The 19,703-nt window shown below is 61.2% G+C and carries 19 protein-coding genes and 1 pseudogene; 12 read left to right on the top strand and 8 right to left on the bottom strand.

Annotated elements, in window-relative coordinates:
• Nucleotides 1–229: 229 nt before the first annotated feature.
• Nucleotides 230–907, bottom strand: a complete 678-nt coding sequence (locus SINAR_RS0110915; protein WP_033057257.1) for a GntR family transcriptional regulator — start codon at nt 905–907, stop codon at nt 230–232.
• 89 nt (nt 908–996) lie between these two features.
• Between SINAR_RS0110915 and SINAR_RS01000000133385 the strand changes: the two genes are divergently transcribed.
• The 6 genes from SINAR_RS01000000133385 (at nt 997) to SINAR_RS0110885 (ending at nt 7,650) form a co-directional block, all read left to right on the top strand.
• Nucleotides 997–2,301: a pyridoxal-phosphate-dependent aminotransferase family protein gene (locus SINAR_RS01000000133385; protein ID WP_209439303.1), complete on the top strand. Its 1,305-nt coding sequence runs from the start codon at nt 997–999 to the stop codon at nt 2,299–2,301.
• Between the two features lie 84 nt (nt 2,302–2,385).
• Nucleotides 2,386–3,450, top strand: a complete 1,065-nt coding sequence (locus SINAR_RS0110905) for a TRAP transporter substrate-binding protein (RefSeq protein WP_336884849.1) — start codon at nt 2,386–2,388, stop codon at nt 3,448–3,450.
• Complete coding sequence (locus tag SINAR_RS0110900) at nt 3,411–4,106, top strand: TRAP transporter small permease subunit (protein ID WP_234710596.1); 696 nt, start codon at nt 3,411–3,413, stop codon at nt 4,104–4,106. Before SINAR_RS0110905 ends, SINAR_RS0110900 begins: the two co-directional genes overlap by 40 nt.
• Nucleotides 4,103–5,395, top strand: coding sequence for a TRAP transporter large permease (locus SINAR_RS0110895; protein WP_027999132.1), 1,293 nt, complete (start codon nt 4,103–4,105; stop codon nt 5,393–5,395). The genes SINAR_RS0110900 and SINAR_RS0110895 overlap by 4 nt, the downstream gene beginning before the upstream one ends.
• A gap of 48 nt (nt 5,396–5,443) precedes the next feature.
• A complete protein-coding gene (locus tag SINAR_RS0110890; RefSeq protein WP_027999131.1) occupies nt 5,444–6,853 on the top strand; it encodes an amidase in 1,410 nt (469 codons plus the stop codon).
• Between the two features lie 26 nt (nt 6,854–6,879).
• Nucleotides 6,880–7,650 carry a fumarylacetoacetate hydrolase family protein gene (locus SINAR_RS0110885; RefSeq protein WP_027999130.1) on the top strand — a complete coding sequence of 257 codons (771 nt, stop codon included), beginning with the start codon at nt 6,880–6,882 and terminating at the stop codon, nt 7,648–7,650.
• On the opposite strand, the pseudogene SINAR_RS01000000133380 reads toward SINAR_RS0110885, so the two are convergent.
• The 3 genes and pseudogenes from SINAR_RS01000000133380 to SINAR_RS0110870 form a co-directional block, all read right to left on the bottom strand.
• Nucleotides 7,641–7,986 (bottom strand): annotated as a pseudogene (locus SINAR_RS01000000133380) (substrate-binding domain-containing protein); the annotation flags it as partial. The gene SINAR_RS0110885 and the pseudogene SINAR_RS01000000133380 overlap by 10 nt on opposite strands.
• 205 nt (nt 7,987–8,191) lie before the next feature.
• Nucleotides 8,192–8,545, bottom strand: coding sequence for a cupin domain-containing protein (locus tag SINAR_RS0110875; protein ID WP_027999128.1), 354 nt, complete (start codon nt 8,543–8,545; stop codon nt 8,192–8,194).
• 250 nt (nt 8,546–8,795) lie between these two features.
• A complete protein-coding gene (locus tag SINAR_RS0110870; protein WP_027999127.1) occupies nt 8,796–9,296 on the bottom strand; it encodes a VOC family protein in 501 nt (166 codons plus the stop codon).
• A gap of 282 nt (nt 9,297–9,578) precedes the next feature.
• Between SINAR_RS0110870 and SINAR_RS0110865 the strand changes: the two genes are divergently transcribed.
• Entirely contained in the window at nt 9,579–10,490 is a 912-nt protein-coding gene (locus tag SINAR_RS0110865; protein ID WP_027999126.1) for an agmatinase, read from the top strand.
• Between the two features lie 206 nt (nt 10,491–10,696).
• Here the strand turns inward: SINAR_RS0110865 and SINAR_RS0110855 are convergent, their stop codons facing one another.
• Both SINAR_RS0110855 and SINAR_RS0110850 read right to left on the bottom strand, forming a co-directional pair.
• A complete protein-coding gene (locus SINAR_RS0110855; RefSeq protein ID WP_013851161.1) occupies nt 10,697–11,170 on the bottom strand; it encodes a methyltransferase family protein in 474 nt (157 codons plus the stop codon).
• Between the two features lie 21 nt (nt 11,171–11,191).
• Nucleotides 11,192–12,085, bottom strand: coding sequence for an NAD(P)/FAD-dependent oxidoreductase (locus tag SINAR_RS0110850; RefSeq protein WP_027999125.1), 894 nt, complete (start codon nt 12,083–12,085; stop codon nt 11,192–11,194).
• A gap of 200 nt (nt 12,086–12,285) precedes the next feature.
• Between SINAR_RS0110850 and SINAR_RS0110845 the strand changes: the two genes are divergently transcribed.
• Complete coding sequence (locus SINAR_RS0110845; RefSeq protein WP_013851159.1) at nt 12,286–12,933, top strand: TetR/AcrR family transcriptional regulator; 648 nt, start codon at nt 12,286–12,288, stop codon at nt 12,931–12,933.
• A 236-nt stretch (nt 12,934–13,169) separates the two neighbouring features.
• Here the strand turns inward: SINAR_RS0110845 and SINAR_RS0110840 are convergent, their stop codons facing one another.
• A complete protein-coding gene (locus SINAR_RS0110840) occupies nt 13,170–14,378 on the bottom strand; it encodes an MFS transporter (protein ID WP_027999124.1) in 1,209 nt (402 codons plus the stop codon).
• Between the two features lie 59 nt (nt 14,379–14,437).
• Nucleotides 14,438–15,418, bottom strand: coding sequence for an AraC family transcriptional regulator (locus SINAR_RS0110835; RefSeq protein WP_027999123.1), 981 nt, complete (start codon nt 15,416–15,418; stop codon nt 14,438–14,440).
• A gap of 687 nt (nt 15,419–16,105) precedes the next feature.
• Here SINAR_RS0110835 and SINAR_RS01000000133375 point away from each other — a divergent pair.
• From SINAR_RS01000000133375 to SINAR_RS0110815, 4 genes are all read left to right on the top strand, one after another.
• Nucleotides 16,106–17,395, top strand: a complete 1,290-nt coding sequence (locus tag SINAR_RS01000000133375; protein WP_209439302.1) for an NAD(P)/FAD-dependent oxidoreductase — start codon at nt 16,106–16,108, stop codon at nt 17,393–17,395.
• Between the two features lie 58 nt (nt 17,396–17,453).
• Nucleotides 17,454–18,200 carry an ABC transporter substrate-binding protein gene (locus SINAR_RS0110825; protein ID WP_033057252.1) on the top strand — a complete coding sequence of 249 codons (747 nt, stop codon included), beginning with the start codon at nt 17,454–17,456 and terminating at the stop codon, nt 18,198–18,200.
• A gap of 111 nt (nt 18,201–18,311) precedes the next feature.
• Entirely contained in the window at nt 18,312–18,968 is a 657-nt protein-coding gene (locus SINAR_RS0110820) for an amino acid ABC transporter permease (protein ID WP_033057340.1), read from the top strand.
• Nucleotides 18,965–19,696 (top strand): amino acid ABC transporter ATP-binding protein, encoded by a 732-nt coding sequence (locus tag SINAR_RS0110815; protein ID WP_027999120.1) that lies wholly within the window; start codon nt 18,965–18,967, stop codon nt 19,694–19,696. Before SINAR_RS0110820 ends, SINAR_RS0110815 begins: the two co-directional genes overlap by 4 nt.
• Nucleotides 19,697–19,703: the final 7 nt, after the last annotated feature.

Raw genomic sequence — 19,703 nt, 5'->3', positions numbered from 1 at the left:
CGAGCCGACGTTGCGCAAATCGGTACAGATCTTGCCGTACCGTCCTGGAAATGAGCACGCGATCGCCCGGTCCAGCAAGCAGCAACGCGTCGACGGCCCAGTTCAACTTGGCTTTGGGCCGCAGTTCCCGCTCGTCGCGCAAATCCTCACGTCATCGACGATGAAACCGTTGTGTCGAGCCAGCGAAATGCCACGGTCGCACATGACGGCCGAGACTCATTCCAACAAGTCAACGCGTCGTCTCAGCGAGGTTCAATCTCAGGACCGCATCTCGTTTGCGACGCAGATGCTGTTCCAGCAACTGGCGGGCAGCGGCGCCGTCGTGGGCCTTCAGTGCAGCCAATATCTGCGCATGCTCATCGAGCGCCTTGATCCACTTGCTCTCGTCCTGGTTCGAGCGAAACCGGAGCGCGTGCATGCGACCGTTAACCTGTTTCCAGGTTTCCCGGAGGACGGGATTGCGCGCCGCTTCGCTCAGCAGATCGTGGGCACGGGCATTCAACTGATAGTAAGTTGGCAAATCGCGGCGTTCGTACGCCGCCTGCATCTCATGCTGCAGCGCGGTCAATTCCGCCAGTTCCTCTGTCGTGATGCGTTGCGCGGCGAGTTCTCCGGCAAGGCCCTCGAGCGCTGCCAGAAGTTCAAAGGTGTCGGAAATATCGTCCTTCGACCATGTGGGCGTGAACGCGCCACGGCCGGGATCGAGCACGACCAGGCCTTCGGCGACGAGCAGGCGTATCGCCTCCCTTAGGGGCGTGCGCGACACGCCCAGTTGCTCGCAAAGCTCGCGCTCGTTGAGTTTCGAGCCCGGCTCGAATCCCCCTTGCACAAGCAATTCGCGCAAACGGATGGCGACGCGCTGCTGAAGTGTGTCGCGTTGAACGGTGATGTCGGAAGGCGAAAACATGGTCATGAATCGTATTATATATACAAGAGCCGGCGAAGCAAACCAGCCTACTGAACTTTTTCTGCTTTTAAAGGATTGTGTTTTGTATTATGTATAACACAGCTCAAAAATCGAGGAGGGAGCGCGTTGTGCCAGACCTGAATTTTCACCCTAGCGGCCGCCATTATCTTCAGATTCCAGGTCCCAGCCCGGTGCCGGACCGCATCCTGCGCGCAATCAGCTATCCGACCATCGATCATCGCGGCCCCGAATTCGGCGCCCTCGGCCGCAAGGTGCTGGCCGGCATTCGCGGCGTGTTCAAGACCGAGCATCCCGTGGTGATCTATCCGGCCTCCGGGACGGGCGCGTGGGAGGCTGCGCTCAGCAACACCATGAACAAGGGCGATGCCGTCCTGATGTACGAAACGGGCCATTTTGCCTCGCTGTGGAAGAACATGGCGGAACGGCTGGGTCTGCAGCCCGAGTTCCTGGGCATGTCCGGCCTGGAGGGTTGGCGCCGCGGAGTGCAGGCGGACATGATCGAAGCCCGTCTGAGAAAGGATGTCCGGCATGAGATCAAGGCGGTTTGCGTCGTCCACAACGAGACTTCGACCGGCGTGACGTCCGACATTCGCGCGGTGCGCAGGGCGATCGACGCCGCCGGCCACCCTGCCTTGCTCATGGTGGATACGATCTCAGGCCTGGCCTCGGCCGACTACCGGCACGACGAATGGGGGGTCGATGTCACCATCAGCGGCTCCCAGAAAGGCTTGATGCTTCCCCCCGGCATAAGTTTCAACGCCGTGTCGCCCAAGGCCCTCGAAGTCGCCAAGCGGGCAACGCTGCCAAAATCGTTCTGGGCCTGGGACGAGATTATCGAGATGAACAAGACGGGGTACTGGCCCTACACCCCAAGCACCAATCTGCTGTATGGCCTCTCGGAGGCCCTCGATATGATCACGCATGAAGGCCTCGACAACGTCTTTGAACGCCATCAGAACCTGGCCGCCGCCTGCCGTGCCGCCGTTCGCGCTTGGGGTCTGGAGATTCAGTGCGTCGAGGAGGCTTGCCACTCGCCCGTCCTGACCGGCGTCATGATGCCGTCGGGCGTCGATGCCGATCTCGTGCGCAAGCTCATCTACGAGAATTTCAACATGTCGTTGGGAGCGGGCCTGGGCAAGGTCAAGGGCCTCATGTTCCGCATCGGTCACCTGGGCGATTGCAACGACTTGACGCTGGTCGCGACGCTCGGCGGATGTCAGATGGGACTGCGCATGTCGGGGATTCAGCTCAAGGGCGATGGCGTAGCGGCAGCCCTGGACTATCTGCAGGGTGCGGCAAAGCCTGTTGCGCGCTATCCGCACGAACATGCTCCCCCCGCGAACCAGGCCTTGCAGACGCGGTTGGCGGGTTGAACAGGGTAGGCGCCCACCTTAACGGGCGCAGGGGAACCAATAACAAGCGAACCTCGGGCCGAACCAGAATCGGCGCATCGGATCATGGAGGAGACTACGATGTCGAAACGCGTTCTAAAGATTGCCGCGGCGGCCGGATTGGCCGTCAGCCTTTGCCTGCCGGCCTCGGCCGAGGAGACGCTGAAGATCCGGGTCATTGGTCAGCCCTTGGCAACGGGCCTGGTTCAGGCCAACAAGGAAAGGCCCTTCTTCGAGAATTTCAAGACCGCGACCGGCCTGGCGATCGAGATGGACTACAAGCCGATCGATACACTCGGCATCAAGGATACCGAGGAGCTGCGGGTGCTGAAGTCCGGACTCTTCGAAATGGCGTCGCTTCGCTTTCCGCAGAACTCACGCGACGAGCCTGCCCTCCTGGGCTTCGACCTCGTCGGCCTGAATCCCGACTATGCCACCGGGCGCAAGGTGGCTGACGCATATCTGCCCATCGCCGACGCGCGCTTGCAAAAGCAGTTCGGGGTCAAGCTGCTCGCGGTTTTTCCCTTCGGGCCGCAAATCCTGTTCTGTAACCAGCCGATCAAGCAGCTCGCCGACGTCAAGGGCCTGAAGGTGCGCACCTATGACCAGAACCTGGCCAAATTCATCGAATCCGTCGGCGGAACACCGGTTCCGATTTCCTTCGCCGACACCTACCAGTCGCTGTCGCTGGGTGTCGTCGACTGTGCCATCAGCGGCGCCAGTTCGGCCAACTCTTCAGGCTGGCCTGAAGTAAGCACGCATCAGTTGTCCATCGGCTTCCAGCTGGCCGTCAACGGTTATGTGATTTCCTTGAAAACCTGGGAGAAGCTGACGCCAGAGCAGCAGGCCAGGCTGACCGAGGCCGTCGCGGGTCTCACCAATGACATCTGGACATATTCCGAGACGCTCTTTGCTGACGCGATCAAATGCAATGCGGGCAAGGATCCTTGCACGACAGGCAAGAAGTTCAACCTTGTGGATGTACCCGTCTCGGATGCCGACCGTGCATTGCTCAAGGAAGCGGTCTCAAAAATTTCCCTCCCTTCCTGGGCCGAGGTCTGCAACAAGGCCGATCCCAACTGCGTTGCGTCATGGAAATCTTCCGTCGGCCAGGTTCTCGGGATTCAGTGATGAGTACCGCGTCCTCCAACGATCTGCCTCGGGCAGTTAACCCGGAACCCGAAAAATCGGACGGCGCTGCAGCCAAGCGCCTCAAGGAAGGCATCGAAACGGTCCTTGCTCTCCTCTTCGGAGTCATTTTCCTCGGGCTTTCGGTCGTCGTCTCGGCAGAAACCCTTGCGAGAAAGCTGCTCAACTTCTCCATACAGGGCGCCGATGAACTCGGCGGTTACACGCTGGCACTGGGTTCCACCTTAGCGTTCAGCCTGGCGGTGATGGGGCGGGCGCACATCCGCGTCGACGTGCTCCACGAACGCTTACCCGAAGGCCTGCGAGCGGTTCTGAACCTTGTGGCGATCGTCTCGTTGGCCGGCTTCGGCATCTTCATCTGCTGGCTTGCCTATCAGGTGCTGCTCGACACGTTTGAATATGGAAGCACAGCGCCCACGCCATGGGCGACACCGCTGGCCTATCCGCAGTCGCTCTGGTTCACCGGGCTGATCGCCTTCGCGTTCGTCGCCAGCGGCTATGCCATGCAAGCCATCCGCCTCTTCCTCAGCGGACACACCGACCGCCTGCTGGTCGATTTTTCTCCCAAGAGTGCGAAGGAAGAACTCAAGGAGGAGCTCGACGACCTGGCGCTGCGCCGCGGGGGAGAAGCGTCATGAGTGTGCCATTCATTGCCCTGGGCTTCTTTGCGATGCTCGCCATGATGCTGATCGGCTTGCCGATCGCCATCGCCATGGCGGTCGTCGGCGTTGTTGGCGGCGTCGCGGCGTATGGCGTCCCCTTCCTCGATTCGATCGCCCCGGTCGTGTGGGGGGTCCAGAACGACAATCTGCTGACGTGCATCCCCCTGTTCGTGCTGCTCGGAGAGCTGCTGCTGCGCTCCGGCATTGCGGACCGAATGTATGGTGCACTGTCGGCCTGGCTGGGCAGACTGCCCGGTGGTCTGCTTCATACCAACATCGGCAGTTGCGCCATGTTCGCGGCCACCTCGGGATCTTCTGTCGCGACGGCGGCCACGGTCGGAACCGTGGCGCTCCCGTCGCTGCGGGCACGCGGCTATTCCATGCGATCCTCGCTCGGATCGCTTGCGGCAGGCGGAGCCCTGGGTATCCTCATTCCGCCCAGCGTCAATATGATCGTCTACGGTTCTCTCACCAACAATTCCATCGGCAAGCTGTTCATCGCAGGCATCATTCCGGGCCTGCTTCTGACCGGCGCGTTCATGCTTTACATCGCGGTGACCGCCATGTGGAGCCGGGAAACCATGCGAGAAGCCACGGTGCCGATAGGTGAGCGCATCCGGCTGCTGCGCAACCTGGTGCCTCCGGCCGTCGTGTTTGGCATCGTAATGGGAAGCCTCTATTTCGGCATCGCCACGGCGACCGAGAGCGCAGCGCTCGGCGTGCTGGCGGCGTTGTTCTTCGTGTGGCGGTCGGGACGCCTGGACTGGACTTTGCTGCGCAACTGCTTCATCTCCAGCGGACGCATCAGCGGTATGATCCTGTTGATCATGACGGCGGCATTCGTCCTGAATCTGACCATCAGCCTGACCGGCGTGGCCGAAAACATGACAAGGTGGGTTGTCAGCCTTGGGCTCTCGCAAACGGTGCTTCTGCTGACGTTGATCGTCTTTTATCTTGTGCTCGGCATGTTCATGGATGTGCTTTCCATGCAGGTCGCGACCATCCCGATCACCTACCCGATCGCCATGGCGTTGGGCATCGATCCCATCTGGTACGGCATCTTCATCGTGCTGATGTGTGAGCTCGGCATGATCACACCGCCCGTGGGCATGAACATCTTCGTGGTCCATGGCATTCGCCCCGACAATGGTGGAATTGAGGATGCCATCTGGGGCGCCCTGCCGTACGCCGCCATCATGCTGTTCTTCACGCTGCTGCTGATCGCTGCGCCATGGCTCGTGACATGGCTGCCGCTTCACATGTGAAAAGACAGGAAAATGACGACCCATCGCGGAAAAGGACGATGAAGAAAGATGGACGAACACAAGCAATCCTGGCGTCTCTCCGCGATCCAACTACAGCAGCGCTATAGCAGCGGCACCTTGACGCCGCGTGCCGTAGCGGAGGCATGCCTTGCTCGACTGGAGGTCGTCAATCCGCGGATCAATGCCGTCATCGCCCGCCGTGACGACGTTTTCTTGGATGAGGCCGATGCCGCTACCCAACGCTACAGGGCGGGCAAACCTCTCTCCGTGCTCGATGGCATACCTGTTAGCGTCAAGGACAATCTGGCGACGGCGGACCAGGCGGTCACCTGGGGCTCGCCGGCATTGCGCGCCTATCGATCGGGGCGCGACGAACTGCCGGTGGCGCGCCTGCGGGCCGCCGGAGCTCTCATCATCGGGAAAACCAACTTGCCCGAATTCGCATTGGAAGGTTACACCGACAACCGGCTTTTCGGAGTGACGAGCAACCCTTGGAACCTCGCCTTGACGCCCGGCGGATCCAGCGGTGGCGCGGTCGCCGGCATCGCCGCCGGCATCACGCCGCTGGCGCTTGCCACCGACGGCGGCGGCTCAATTCGACGACCCGCTTCCCATTGTGGGCTGGTCGGGCTGAAGCCTTCCATCGGCGCCGTCGCACGCGGGGGCGGTTTGCCCTCGCTTCTGCTCGACTTCGAGGTGGTGGGGCCGCTGGCCAGGACGGTTGCTGATGCCCGAGCGATGTTCGACATTCTACGGGGCCCGCGGGCGATCGACTGGCGTTCGTTTGGCGCCTCCGGGGCGCGGGGAGCGCCGATGCAAAAGCCCTTGCGCGTTCTCTACGTGCCGACGATCGCGGGAGCGCCGGTCGATCCTGAGATCGCAGCCAGCTGTGCGGCCGCGGCGAAGCTATTCGAGACATTGGGTCACATCGTCGACGAGGGCGAAGTGCCGTTAAACCTCGAGTTTATGACAGAGACCTGGCCACTCATCGGACAAATCGGTCTGGCCCGGCTTTTTGAAGCGCATCCCGAATGGCGCGATGGCGCGGCGCCTAAATACCTGGACATGGCCGAGGCAGGCGCGAGACACCCTGCGTCGCGCCTCTGGCGCGCGCTCGAAGACATCGAGCGCCTGCGCAGCGAATGCGCGGCGGTCTTCGAGACCTATCATGTCCTCGTCACGCCCTCGGCGGCAGCCCTTCCCTGGCCGGCGCGAGAGGCCTACCCACCCACAATCGCCGGCCAAGCGGTTGGTCCACGGGGCCACGCTGTATTCACCGGCTGGGTGAATGCCGCCGGGCTGCCCGGGCTGGCGGTGCCGGCCGGTGCTTCCTCGACCGGGCTCCCGATCGGCATTCAGCTCATCGGCGCCTATGGCGCGGACGATCTTCTGCTCAACCTCGGCGAAGCCTATGAAGCCGCCGCCGCCGCCTGGGCCGACCGCCGGCCCGATCTCTGAGAACACTTACCGGAAAGAAAAGCATCATGTCCTCATCTTCCGTTCAGCTCGTCGCCGATGCCCTGTTGTCGGCGCGCCGAGACGGTCAACCCCGGATGGCGGCCGCGTTCGACAATGCACTGGCCGGCGCGGACGAAGCCTATGCCGTACAGGCGACCGTCGCCAGGGCGCTCGGATGGTTCCCGGATGCCTCGCCGCGCTATTGGAAGTCCGGCGGCCAATCGCGCCAATCCGTCCTGACGCACGCGCCGCTTCCGCCCCATGGCGTGTGGACGAGCCCCGCGACCGCGAACGGCTTTCCGTTCGTCCGCCGCGGAATAGAGGCGGAAATCGCACTGCGTCTGGGACGGGATGTCGATGCCGAACTTGCCGCCGGCCTTGACGAGGCTGCAGCGACGGAACTGGTCGACGCCATGGCGGTGTCCATCGAGGTCGTCGACTCTCGCTGGACCGAGTGCATGGCGGCCGTTCCGCTTCTGCGTCTCGCGGACCTGCAATGCCATGGCTCTCTGATCCTGGGCGAATGGCAGACCTGGAAGCCACGCGACTGGTCGCGCCAGGTTTGCAGGGTTGCGATCGGGAGCCAGGATCCGGTGGAGCGTTGCGGAACGCATGCGCTTGGTACGCCGACATGGGGCTTGGGCGCTTGGCTCAGACACATCACCAGGGACGGTGCAATGGCGCCGGCGGGCACAACGGTAACAACGGGAACCTGGGTCGGCATCCTCGATGCGGAGAAGGGGGATCTGGTCGTTGCCGAATTCGACGGCATGGGGACCGCAAGAGTTCAGTTGTAGAGGTCGGAACAGGGAAACGTTGCCTGGGCGAGCGCGACGGCCGCATCGACCGCACTCGCCGACTGCCCCTTCGCGTTCTGGAAGACGGTCACATCCAGATCACCGCGGCCATCGCGGCAAGGGCATCCTGGGTCGCATCGATGCCGCGACGATCACATCGTCCATCGACACCCCGGCGGCCTTGAGCGCCTGAATCGCGCCGATCGCCATCTCGTCATTGTTGGCGAAGATCACGTCGATCGGGCGACCGGCGGTGACCCAGCTCGTGGTCAGATCCTTCGCATTCGTGCGCGTCCAGGCGGCGCACTGCTCGTCGGCGATGGTCACGCCCGTCGAGAAGCCGTTCTCCAATGAGCGCAGCCCCAATGGTAGCGGCGGAAAGGGGAGGGGAGGGAAGGGAAGGGGAGGTACTGCCTGCTTTGTGCCAGGGCGGACCATGGGTCACCTGCTCATGTGGGTCTCGCGGAAGAGTCGAGGCATCACCCCAATGCGTCTTTGGAAGACCTGCGTGAAGCGTGCGGTCGGCTGGAATAGGCGATCGTTATTCCAGGTCCTCTTGTATAAACTTGTCTGTGACATGGAGATCTGTCGTCTCCAGTCGACCGGGACCCAGGTTTATAAATTTGTGTGGCGTGTTGGCCGGCCCGAAGACGATCTGTCCGGCAGTGGCTTCCAGTTGCTGGTCTCCCACAGTAAATAAGGCCCGGCCTTGGCGAACGATAAAGACTTCGTCATACGGATGCTTGTGGAGTTTTGGGCCGCGGCCGACTTCATCAGTGGTATAGAAGATAACCGAGACGTTGGTCCCGAACACGTTACCTTCGAACGCGCCTTTCCAAACTTCCTCCTTTTCAGCCCATTCCGCACGGTTAAGCAGTGCCGCCTTCCTTTGCATGCATGTTCCTCTTGATGTCGAGTTGCAGCCAACGGTGCCAATCGGGACAATGACTCGATCCTTCACATTCCTCGAAGGTCGCAGAAGGTCTGGCAGCCGGCGGGCAGAATGTAGAATGGCCCCATGGCTCCGACCTCCTCATTACCAACTCGCTCACCATGCGACTGAACCTATGCGCTGCCCTCCAAGCAGCAAGCTTTGATAGCCCGGTCGGCTTGGGGTTCGCAATGGGATGTCTCCCTACGGTCATTCATTTGCGTTGGCCGCGGCTTGCTAGCCAAGCCGAGTAGGCTCCAATCCCAAAGTCCACGTCCGGGGCGTCGTCGAGGGTGGACAGGATCTCGAGGCTGTGCCCGTCAGGATCTTTGAAGTAGATGGAGAGTGCGGGTACCCACCCAATCACGACCGGCTCCGTCACCATCTCACCATTGAAACCGAGCGGTTGGATACCGGCCGCCTGCAGGCTCTCGCATGAAGAGGCGATGAACGCCTCTTCAGCACGAAAGGCAAAATGCAGTTTCATCTGAAGCGGCGCCGTACCAGTCTCCCATAGCCCTAGCATCCCTTCCGCTTTTGAGCCGACCCAGAAGAAGGCGACCCTCCTTTGTGGAAATTCTTTTGCGAATTCGAGCCCGAGCTGATCTCGGTAGAATGCGACCGAGCGACCCAGGTCGCGCACCGGCAGGTGTGTTTCGTAGACGCCCGTGATTGCAGTTCCGACGTTCTGTGGTGGGTAAGGTCCTGCCGTCATGCTCATTGTGCTCTCTCGAATCATCTTCACGAACATGACGATGCTTCCTCAAGTTACGTTGAGGTCAACGGCTGATTTCAATTTCTGACTCAAGAAGGGAATACCGTACCGGGTCAACGCCCCCAGGTCAGAGATCGGTGATAGGCATTCGCGCGCCGCGGCCAGCGCGAACGGTCGAGATGCGGACGAAGCGGCCATTGCGCCAGCCTCCATTATCCGTACTCTCCGGGATGTGAAGAAACCGCTTCGGAAGCTTTGGTTGAGTAGGAGGATCGATCAGGAATGACTGTGTCGCCGCGTTTTCTCAGCTTTCCCTATCAAGCCGCCGACGACCAAAAACCTGTTGCGGTGATCTTCGGGGCCGCCCACGGCAGTACCTATCCTGGAAAGGATAGCAGCGCTTATGCTTTAGCTGCAGATGCTATCCGCGCTGCCAGTCAGGAAGACGCATCGCTGATCCAGCATTGGGACTTTGATCTCGGTGGGCCGCTGTTTGACGGCAAGCCGATCTCCTGCATCGACATCGGCGATATAGAGACCACCATTTTGGACAATGTGGGCAATCGCGAACGTATCGAGATGAAGACGCGCGAAGTCCTTTCAATGCCTGCCGTACCGATTTTGATCGGCGGCGATGATTCTGTGCCTATCCCATTTTTTGCGGGGTTTTCCGATCATGGGCCAGTCTGGATTCTACAGATCGATGCCCATATTGACTGGAGGGACGAATTAGATGGCGAAAGTTACGGCTATTCGAGCCCGATGCGCCGGGCAAGCGAAATGCCGCACGTCGCCGGGATTGTACAGGTTGGCCTGCGCAGTGTCGGTAGCGCACGATTAACTGAAATTGAAGCGGCGCGGAGATATGGCAGCCGCTTCGTCACCTCACGTGACGTTCACACCCTGGGTGTTGAATGTGCCCTTCGAGAGATTCCGCAAGGGGCGCAAGTCATCGTTACCTTGGATTGTGATGGTCTCGATCCTGGCATCATGCCCGGCGTGGCGGCACGGACGCCTGGTGGTCTCACTTACACACAGGTGATTGATCTGATTGCAGGTCTCGGCAGACGAGCCAAAATCGTAGGCTTCGACCTGGTCGAGTTCTATCCGCCAGCCGACATTGACGGGCTGTCCGCCCTCACGGCCTCACGCCTTCTTGTTAATGTGATCGGCACCGTCGTGCGGCAGACTTGAAAGCTGGGTGGCCCACGGATGCCGTGGCCGCGGTTATCGTCTCGATCGGCGATTATGCGGACTACGCGGTCGTCGCCAGGCCGATTGCCGGATGACGTGTTTGGGGCCGGTGGCGGTCTGTCCGCTCTTGGTTGCCTTCTCGAAAGCAGACATCGGCGTGCGGTGCGTCGACGGCTCATTTGTGGCGGCAAGCGGTGACCAAATAGTCAGAGCCAGCGGCGAACCTCGGCCTTGTAGCGGCGGTAGTCGTCGCCGAACTTCGCTTCGAGATAGCGCTCCTCGCGGGCAATCACCTGCGTCTGGATCGCGATCAGCACCAACGGGAGCAAGGCGAAGGCGATCGGCCCGTCGAAGCCGATCGCAAGCCCGGCATAGATAAGCGCCATGCCGAGATACATGGGATTGCGGGTCCACCGATAAGGACCGGTCGTTGCGATGAGGGTCGTTGGCTGCGACGGCGGAATGTTGGTGCCCAGCCGTCGGAACAGCCCCGCCGCCAAAAGCATCATCGCCGCGCCGGCAACGAACAGCAGCGCGCCCGTCGCGACCAGCAACCGCCAGTCGATGCCGAAAGAGCGCAGGGTGACGAACCGCTCCGCCGCAAGCCCCAACAGCAGCGCTCCCAGATAGACGAAGGGCGGAGGGAAGCGCACACCCGCGCTGTCCGGTTCGACGGCCATGCTCATCTCCAATCTGTGCTCTCAAACCAGCATCGACTGCTGGGCGAAGATACCCGCCATCGCGCCTTGCCATGATGCCGTGGTGACCGAGGCCATGAGGGGGTTGGCGAGGTCGCCGGCGGCGTAGATGCCGGGCATGCTGGTTTCGCGGCGCTCGTCGACCTTGAGGACGATGCCGAGGGGCGTATCGACCGTGGCGAGACCCAGTGATTCATGCAGGCTTGCGGACGGCTTGTTGCGCGGCTGCGCGAACAGGATGTCGACGGCTACATCGGGGCCGACATTGAGCTTGAGGGTGGGGTTATGGCCCCCATGACGGGTGATTTCAGTGATCCGGCCGTCGACGATGGGTGTGTTGCGACGCTCCAGATCGGCCCGGGTATCGGGCGGAATGTCGTGACCATCGGCGAAGACCGTCAACCTGTCGGTCCAATCGTGGAACAGCCTGACCTGGTTGTGTGACTGCGGGCCGGACCAGACGAGGCCCCAATGCTGGTCGGCGACTTCAAAGCCATCGCAATAGGGACAGGGCACGATGGACGTGCCCCAGCTTTCGGCAAAGCCCGGCACATCGGGCATCTGGTCGGTGATGCCATAGCTCAGGATCAGGCGGCGCGCCGCAAGGCGTTCGCCACCGCCAGTGACGACAGAGAAATCGTCGAGAGCGCCGGAAACGCTGTCGGCCCGGGCATTGACCAAATTGATCGCAGGATAACGCGCCAACTGCCGCCGCGCCTCGGCCAGGATATCCGGCGGTGGCTTGTGATCGTGGCCGAGCAGGCCATGCGAGTGGCCGGCGAAGCGGTTGCGCGGCAGGCCTGTATCGAGAACGGTGACCTTCCGACGGGCACGGCCGAGCTGCAGGGCGGCGGCGAGACCGGCAAAGCTGCCGCCGACGATGATGACGTCATCCATGGTGATGGGCTCCGTATTGCGGATGGAGGGACTTAGGCTGTGCCTGGCGCGCAATATCGTCCAGCGATGCGCATTGGATATCGCCTTGCGGCCAAGGCAAACCTGATCTGGAGGACACGATAAAATCACCTCTTGGAATTTCCGAGACTGCGTAGTATCGTAATTCACGAATAACGATACTGTCAAGGACTGTAATTATCGTGAGCGAAAATAGTCGAGGCAGGAGAGGCCGGCCCGCCAACGAGGCGCTCGGCCAAACCATAGTCGACGCCGCGGGCGAACTCTTTGCGGAATTGGGCTTTCAAGCGACGACATTGGACAAGGTCGCCCAGCGAGCGAAGATATCCAAGCTCAGCATCTACAGGCACTTCGAGAACAAAGAGGCGCTGTTTGGAGCGGCCTTTGCGGCCCGCTGCCAGCAGTTAATACCACAGGCCCTTTTTGAAGGCGTCGACGGCTCGGCCGAAGATCAGCTCATGGCGGTGGGATCATCGCTGCTTCGCACGCTGTTGCGCCCGGACGTCCGCAACGTCGAAGCCATGGTCATGGCCGACACGCCGAACCAAAAGTCGTTGAGCAAGGTCCATTACGAAGCCGGCCCCGCCCATATCACCGCCCAAATCGAGGCCCTGTTGCGTCAGTTGGACGCGAAGGCGGCTTTGAACGTGCCCGATCCTCTCCGGTCCGCCCGCTTGTTTGCCGCACTTTTCAAAGGCTCCGATCTCCTGATTGTCGCACGCTTCGATGAGGCGAGAGCAGAGGACGATAACGAGATCGAATCCTATTGCCGGTCGGCCGTCGCCATGTTCATCGCCGCGCACGGTGGCAGCGACCACGCGGGCGGATAGCCTAGACGAGGCCGCGAAGGAGTACTTGATATTTTGGATGCCCGCATTGACATCAACGCCTTGGGCGGTGTTCCAGGACCTGTGACAGGCGGCGTAACCGCTACCACCCCATTCGAGGCCTTAGTGCCGGCTTAGCAGACCGTCAGCTTTCGGGAAGCTGCAACGGTGGTCTGAATGGCGGAAATGAAGGCGCAAACTGCCGCGCCTTCCGCTCACCTTCGCTGCGGTCCTGAGAGTCAGCTTCGGGGCTGCAGCAGCGCCAGGACGATGGTCGATGCCGCCAAGGCGGCGGTCATGATCAACGGCCCGGAAGCGCCGTGGTGATCGACGATGTAGCCGCCGAAGACCGCACCCATGCTGATGGCGACCTGGAATGAAACGACCATCAAGCTGCCAGCAGCCTCCAAGGCATCCCCTGCGCCCCGGGACAAGTTAGTAGGCAATACCACCGGAGCCATCCCAAAAGCCAAACCCCAAAGTGTAACCAGGGCAAAGGCGATGCCGCTATGTGCACCCCAGAGTACGAGAGCAAGCGCCGCAAACGCCATCAATACGCCGGTGACAGCGAGTGCCAATCGGATATTGGCGTCTGCCAGTCGGCCGCCGGCGACATTTCCGATCACAGCGGCGATGCCAAACCCGAGGAGCGCCAAGGCAATCGGCCCCGTGTCGAGGAGCGTCACTTGTTCGAGGAAGGGTCGCACGTAGACCGAGCCGGCAAAATGTCCGGTCATGAGCAAGAGGATGGCAAGCATTCCGAGTTGAACAGTGCGCCGTTTCGTCAGCCGGAAGACGTCAGAAAGACTGTTGCTTGTGCTTGCGGGTAGTGTCGGCAAGCTGAGTATCTGCAGCAGCATCGCAACCGCTGCGAGCCCTGCCGTCATGCCTGTGGCGGCACGCCAGCCGAGCCAATCGCTGATCAAAGCACCCATCGATGGTGCAGCGATGGTGGCAAGAGAGACGCCGAGGGTGACTATAGCCATGCCCCGACCTGTCGCATTGGTGCCAACCAATCTCGCCACGACGGCAACTGAAAGCGCCCAGAAACCACTTAGCGCCACGCCCAGCCCGGCTCGGCCCAACAACAATAGCCAAAAATCGGTCGCGAGCGCGGCCAGAAGATTGGAGCCGATAGCCAAGGCACTTAGGCCAACCAGAACAGTCTTCCGGTTCAGTTTGCCGATGAGAACATTGCTCAACAAGGCCGTCACCGCGCCAACGGACGCGGTGGCGGTGACAACCTGACCGGCAGTTCCCTCGCTGATGCCAAGGTCACGCGCCATTGGCGTCAACAGGCCTGCCGGCAGGAATTCAGCTGACACCAGCGCGAAGCTTGTGGCTGCCATTGAAATGACGGCAAGCCAGGTAGTGGGGCTCCATTCACTCGGAACGGCAGAATCGAGGCTAATCGCGGGGCCGTCAAGCTGTGATGTCGTATCCGTCATTGAAGTACCTCCGAGGTTTGGAGGTCTTCATAGCGGAGTCTTTCAGGATGATATGTGCCCTAAAGTCCGAATTCCATGTCCGTTCGTCCGGAAATGGTGCGGCGCACAACGCCAGGTGAAACGCTGGTGATGCGTTTGAAGGCGCGAGCGAAAGAAGCTTCAGATTCATAGCCCAGTTGAGAAGCGACCTCGGCAACCGACATTTTTTGACCGAGTAGCTCTCGTGCAAGCTGCATGCGCAGACGGGTGAGATAGCGTGCCGCGCCTTCCCCCAAAATGGCGCTGAAGCGTTCCGCGAAGATCGAGCGCGATTGACCTGCCACGCCAGCGAGGGTCTCAAGCGTCCAGTCATGGCCGGGATCTCGGTGCATGGCTGCCAGCGCACGACCGATATGAGGATCACGGATCGCGGCGAGCCAGCCGCTGGTCGAGGCTCCGCTGCAATTGACCCAGCAGCGAATAAGCCGCGCGACGAGTACGTCCGCCATGCGTGACAAGACCGTTGCGCTGCCTATCTGGGGCTGCGACGCCTCTGCCGTCATGGCGGCGAGGAGGGGGCCGACGATCGGATCATTGCCAGCAACATCACAGCCCTTGATGATCGGTGGCATCAGAGCGATCAAAGGGTTGAGGGCATTCGCACCCAAAGCCATGGAACCGCAGAACAGGGTGCTCGTCGCTCCTGTTCCTTCATGCACCACTTCGCAGACATTGCCCCCCAACTTGGTGACGTGACAGCTCTTAAGCGAGTCTCCGACGACATCAGGCTTGCTGGCCAGTCGGTGTTCGACACCTTGTGGCAACAGCACCAGATCGCCGTCTCGTAACTCCTGCCATCCCTGGGCTTCGGTATGGACCCAGCATGGCCCCTCACTGACGAAATGAAAACGAAGCAACTGTTGCTGCGGAAAGGCGATGCTCCATGGATGGCGTAGCTCACAACGGCCGTAGTTGACCCCACTCAGGCGAAAGTCCTGTAGAACTTCGCTGAGTGCGTCCGTAGGAATATGTGCCGGAGATTGGGATGAATGATCAGACATTGGGCCAATTTATATGCCAGGCGTCCGGCATGCAAGTAAGGCATCTGTGCCATGGCCGCCTTCGGCGCCATCATTGGCAATGGGCACCTGCCCCTGCCTTTGTGGAAGTCCAATGTCTCTTCCTAGCTGACGCGCGGACGTGCCGTGCGTTTTGGCCGCATGGGCAGACAGCGGGGATGGCCGATGGCACGTACCTCCGTCAGAAGCCCTGCTCCCAACGGAACAAAGAAGCACTCGGAAGGCAAGACGCCGTCCGGCAGATGCAACTCCGCATTAATTGAGTCGCTTATCCGGCGAAGTCGCGTAGATCTTATTGCCGCACAAATGTCGATGCATCAAGCGATTCAAATTCCTTTTGGGCAGCGGTGATAACTACCTCCATGCCCATCGAAGGATTCATCGGATGGCCACTCCAAACCAGCGCTGGATGGTCTGCAGCACCCGAAGCGCGTGCTGCCCCCGGCCCCGATCCGCACTTCGCCACGAGTAATCCCCCGAACGCTCACGACCCCTTGTGACGCCGCGGAGGTGTCGCTTACCGATTGACAGGTATCATATTGACTGTATAGACTGGAGGAAATCGATGTTAATAAATCGCATCGCGATATAATTTGGACGAATCTGGTGTACGATCCTCTGGTCCATGCCTATCCAAACGCAAAACAGCCCGATCCGGATTCCTATTGGATGGCAGTAAGTGGTCCGGGACCGGAGGATGATGGCCCGCTCGAGGGCGACGCAGATGCGGATGTGGCCGTTATCGGCGCCGGCTACACCGGGCTCTCCGCCGCCCTCTCGCTCGTCCGCGACCATGGCATGAAGCCTATCGTACTGGAGGCCCGCTCCTCCGCTTGGGGATGCAGCGGCCGAAATGGCAGTTTCGCCCGCATTTCCGGCGGCCGCGTTCCCGCCACTACGCTGATCAACACCTACGGAAAGGATGTGGCGCGCGCATATTTCGGCGAGATGCGTGCGGCGCTCGGTACGGTTCGGCGATTGATCGCGGAGGGCAACATCGATTGCGACGTGCAGCCGGACGGCGTTTACAAAGTCGCCGCTTTCGCGGCGCATGCATCTGGCCTCGAGGGTGAGGCCGCCCTCTACAACGAGACCTTCGGCTACCCTGCGCGTTTTGTCCCTGCCGGCGAACTCAAGGGTGCCCATCGAGGCGCCGAAGCCTTTGGCGCGCTTCATTTTCCCGACGGCTTTTCGATGAATCCCTTGAAGCTCGCCCGCGGCATCCATGTAATGGCACGTTCGCACGGCGTCGCCGTTCATACGAATTCACCTGTCATCGGCTGGCAGAGCGAAGGCGGCGTTCATCGGCTGGTCACGCCCACCGGAACAGTCAGGGCCCGTAAGGTGGTCGTTGCCACCAATGGCTATACGTCGTCCAAGCTCCATCCTCGCCTCTCGGCGCGGGTGCTGCCCGTACATTCACAGATCATCGTCACGGAACCGATGACGCCCGAGCAGATCGCGGCGAGCCTCCCCTCGGGCAATTGCATGTTCGATACGCGCAGCCTGCTTTTCTATTATCGCCGTCTGCCGGACGGCCGCATGCTCTTCGGCGGACGCAGCGCGATCGCCGGCAGCGACGCGGGAAACCCGAAACATCGCCAGTACCTTACGAATGCCATGGTCCGGAAGTTTCCGGCACTCGAAGGCATCGCCATAGACTACTGGTGGGGCGGCTGGGTGGCGGTGAGCCGCAATTCGCTCCCCTTCGTCTATCGCGTTCCCGGCCTGTCGGAGGTCTTTTGGGGCGGCGGCTATGCCGGCAGCGGCGTTTCCTTCTCGCTCCATGTCGGCACCAAGCTGGCCCTGCTGGCGGCCGGAAGGCCGTTCGACACACAAGCCTCGTTTCTGATCCGCGAACCCGCACGTTATCCGCTCCCGCCCTTCCTGAGGCTCGGGCAGCGGATCGCCTACCGCTGGCTGCAGGCCAAGGACAAGCGGCAAACCTCCGCAAAGTGAGGCGATCGCACTCCTAAAACTTAACGAACCTAAGCAAGACCAAGAAAGGGGAATACCTATGCTTATCAAGAAACTGGCGATCGGCGCCTTTGGCCTCGCACTCGCATTTTCTGGACCGGCTGTCGCTGCCGACGCGATGAAGGTGGGCGTGACCACCACCGGCGTGCCGTTCACCTTCGTCGACACCTCGAGCCAGCAGGTCACCGGGGCCATGGTCGACATTGCCAACGCCATCGCCGCCGATAACGGTCTCGAGGCACAGTTCGAGGTCACGGCCTTCTCGGCCCTCATCCCGAGCCTCAATGCCGGCAAGATCGACATTGTCTCGGCGGGCATGCTCGCAACTGATGAACGCCGGAAAGTCGTAAACTTCAGCGACACCGTCTACTCCTACGGCGATGCCATGTTCGTCGCGGCGGATAATCCCGAGAACTACACGATCGAGGCGCTGAAGGGCGAGACGGTCGGAGCACAGATCGGCACGACCTTCGCGGATTCGCTCAAGTCGCTCGGCATGTTCAGCGAGGTCAAGCTCTATGACAGCATCGCCGACATCATGCGCGACGTGAAGCTCGGTCGTATCAAGGCGGGCTTCGGCGATCAGCCGATCGTCGCCTATCAGATCGCCAAGAACCCGGCTCTCGGCGTCCGCCTGGTCGAAGGCTACAAGCCGCTGAAGTCCGGCGACGTGGCGCTTGCCGTGCCGAAGGAGAACACCGAACTCCTGCAGAAGATCAATGCCTCGATCGCCAAGCTGAAGGAGGGTGGCGAACTGAAGAAAATCTTCGCCAAGTACGGCATCTGACCCTGAGCGGCTTGGGCGGATCGTCGCAGTTCCGCTCAACCACTCTTTTCTGCCGAAAATTGTCCGGTTTCCCGAGTCGGTCGGCCGCTTGCTTCGATTATGGAGCTCTTCATGAATACCTTCGCCACCCGCGCGGCGGAATATCTGCCGCTTCTGCTCAACGGATTGTGGCTCACCATCGCGATCACGCTCGCCTCGCTCGCACTTGCGACCGTCCTGGGCCTGACATGGGCGCTGCTCAGGACTTCCGGCATCAAGGCGCTGGCGCTGCCGACACGCATCTTCGTCGAGTGCGTGCGCGGCATCCCGATCCTCGTGGTGCTCTTCTACATCTACTTCGTCATGCCCGACATCGGCATCGACCTGACCGCCTTCCAGGCGGGCATCGCAGGCCTGGCACTCACCTACTCCTGCTACATCGGCGAAACCTTCCGTGCGGGCATCGAAGCGATCGACCGCGGTCAGGTCGAAGCCGCCAAATCGATCGGCATGAAACATTCCCTGATGATGCGGCGGGTGATCCTGCCGCAGGCCGTGCGCATCGTCATGCCGCCCTACGCGAACAACATCATCATGCTGCTCAAGGATTCTTCGCAGGTGTCCGTGATCACGGTTGCTGAACTCACCATGCAGGGCAAGGCGCTCGCCTCTTCCACCTTCGACAACATGACCGTCTTTACGCTCGTGGCGCTCCTCTATCTCTGCCTGACCATCCCGCTCAACATGCTGATGCGTCGTGTCGAAGTCGCGCTCGGGAGGTCGAAATGATCAGTTTCGAAAACGTCCACAAGGCCTATGGCCAGCACGAGGTGCTGAAGGGCATCGACGCATCGATCGACAAGGGCCGGGTCGTCTGCCTGATCGGCCCCTCCGGATCGGGGAAATCGACGATGCTGCGCTGTGTCAACGGGCTCGAGACCTACCAGTCCGGTCGCATCACCATAGACGGGGCCCTGGTGGATACCGAGGAGGCGAGCATCCATGATATCCGCACGCGCGTCGCCATGGTGTTCCAGCGCTTCAATCTCTTCCCGCACCGCACGGCGCTCGAAAACGTCATGGAGGGTCCGGTCTACGTGTTGCGCCAGGACAGGAACGAGGTCCACGACCGGGCGAGCGAACTCCTGAAACGCGTCGGCCTAGGCGATAAGCTCGACGCCTATCCGGGCTCGCTCTCCGGTGGCCAGCAGCAGCGTGTCGCCATTGCCCGCGCGCTCGCCATGCAGCCCGCCGCAATCCTCTTCGACGAGCCGACATCGGCGCTCGATCCGGAAATGGTGGGGGAAGTGTTGCAGGTTATGCGCGGCCTTGCCGAGGAGCACATGACCATGCTGGTCGTCACCCACGAGATCCAGTTCGCCCGCGAGGTCGCCGACAGCGTGCTCTTCCTCGACGGTGGCAGGATCGTCGAGCAGGGACCGGCGCGCGACGTGCTGCACCAGCCGACGCACGAGCGCACGCGCGACTTCCTGCGCCGCGTGACGCATCCGATGTGACCGCGAT

Origin of the sequence: Sinorhizobium arboris LMG 14919, from assembly GCF_000427465.1 — a bacterium.
Lineage (GTDB): Bacteria > Pseudomonadota > Alphaproteobacteria > Rhizobiales > Rhizobiaceae > Sinorhizobium > Sinorhizobium arboris.
The sequence above is the reverse complement of the archived record's forward strand: the minus strand, read 5'-3'. Positions and strand labels throughout refer to the sequence as shown.

Bases quoted from the DNA above. Each gene is read 5' to 3' on its own strand.
- SINAR_RS0110915 (WP_033057257.1), bottom strand. From the start codon at position 907: ATGTTTTCGCCTTCCGACATCACCGTTCAACGCGACACACTTCAGCAG.
- SINAR_RS01000000133385 (WP_209439303.1), top strand. From the start codon at position 997: ATGTATAACACAGCTCAAAAATCGAGGAGGGAGCGCGTTGTGCCAGAC.
- SINAR_RS0110905 (WP_336884849.1), top strand. From the start codon at position 2,386: ATGGAGGAGACTACGATGTCGAAACGCGTTCTAAAGATTGCCGCGGCG.
- SINAR_RS0110900 (WP_234710596.1), top strand. From the start codon at position 3,411: ATGGAAATCTTCCGTCGGCCAGGTTCTCGGGATTCAGTGATGAGTACC.
- SINAR_RS0110895 (WP_027999132.1), top strand. From the start codon at position 4,103: ATGAGTGTGCCATTCATTGCCCTGGGCTTCTTTGCGATGCTCGCCATG.
- SINAR_RS0110890 (WP_027999131.1), top strand. From the start codon at position 5,444: ATGGACGAACACAAGCAATCCTGGCGTCTCTCCGCGATCCAACTACAG.
- SINAR_RS0110885 (WP_027999130.1), top strand. From the start codon at position 6,880: ATGTCCTCATCTTCCGTTCAGCTCGTCGCCGATGCCCTGTTGTCGGCG.
- SINAR_RS0110875 (WP_027999128.1), bottom strand. From the start codon at position 8,545: ATGCAAAGGAAGGCGGCACTGCTTAACCGTGCGGAATGGGCTGAAAAG.
- SINAR_RS0110870 (WP_027999127.1), bottom strand. From the start codon at position 9,296: ATGACGGCAGGACCTTACCCACCACAGAACGTCGGAACTGCAATCACG.
- SINAR_RS0110865 (WP_027999126.1), top strand. From the start codon at position 9,579: ATGACTGTGTCGCCGCGTTTTCTCAGCTTTCCCTATCAAGCCGCCGAC.
- SINAR_RS0110855 (WP_013851161.1), bottom strand. From the start codon at position 11,170: ATGGCCGTCGAACCGGACAGCGCGGGTGTGCGCTTCCCTCCGCCCTTC.
- SINAR_RS0110850 (WP_027999125.1), bottom strand. From the start codon at position 12,085: ATGGATGACGTCATCATCGTCGGCGGCAGCTTTGCCGGTCTCGCCGCC.
- SINAR_RS0110840 (WP_027999124.1), bottom strand. From the start codon at position 14,378: ATGACGGATACGACATCACAGCTTGACGGCCCCGCGATTAGCCTCGAT.
- SINAR_RS0110835 (WP_027999123.1), bottom strand. From the start codon at position 15,418: ATGTCTGATCATTCATCCCAATCTCCGGCACATATTCCTACGGACGCA.
- SINAR_RS01000000133375 (WP_209439302.1), top strand. From the start codon at position 16,106: ATGGCAGTAAGTGGTCCGGGACCGGAGGATGATGGCCCGCTCGAGGGC.
- SINAR_RS0110825 (WP_033057252.1), top strand. From the start codon at position 17,454: ATGCTTATCAAGAAACTGGCGATCGGCGCCTTTGGCCTCGCACTCGCA.
- SINAR_RS0110820 (WP_033057340.1), top strand. From the start codon at position 18,312: ATGAATACCTTCGCCACCCGCGCGGCGGAATATCTGCCGCTTCTGCTC.
- SINAR_RS0110815 (WP_027999120.1), top strand. From the start codon at position 18,965: ATGATCAGTTTCGAAAACGTCCACAAGGCCTATGGCCAGCACGAGGTG.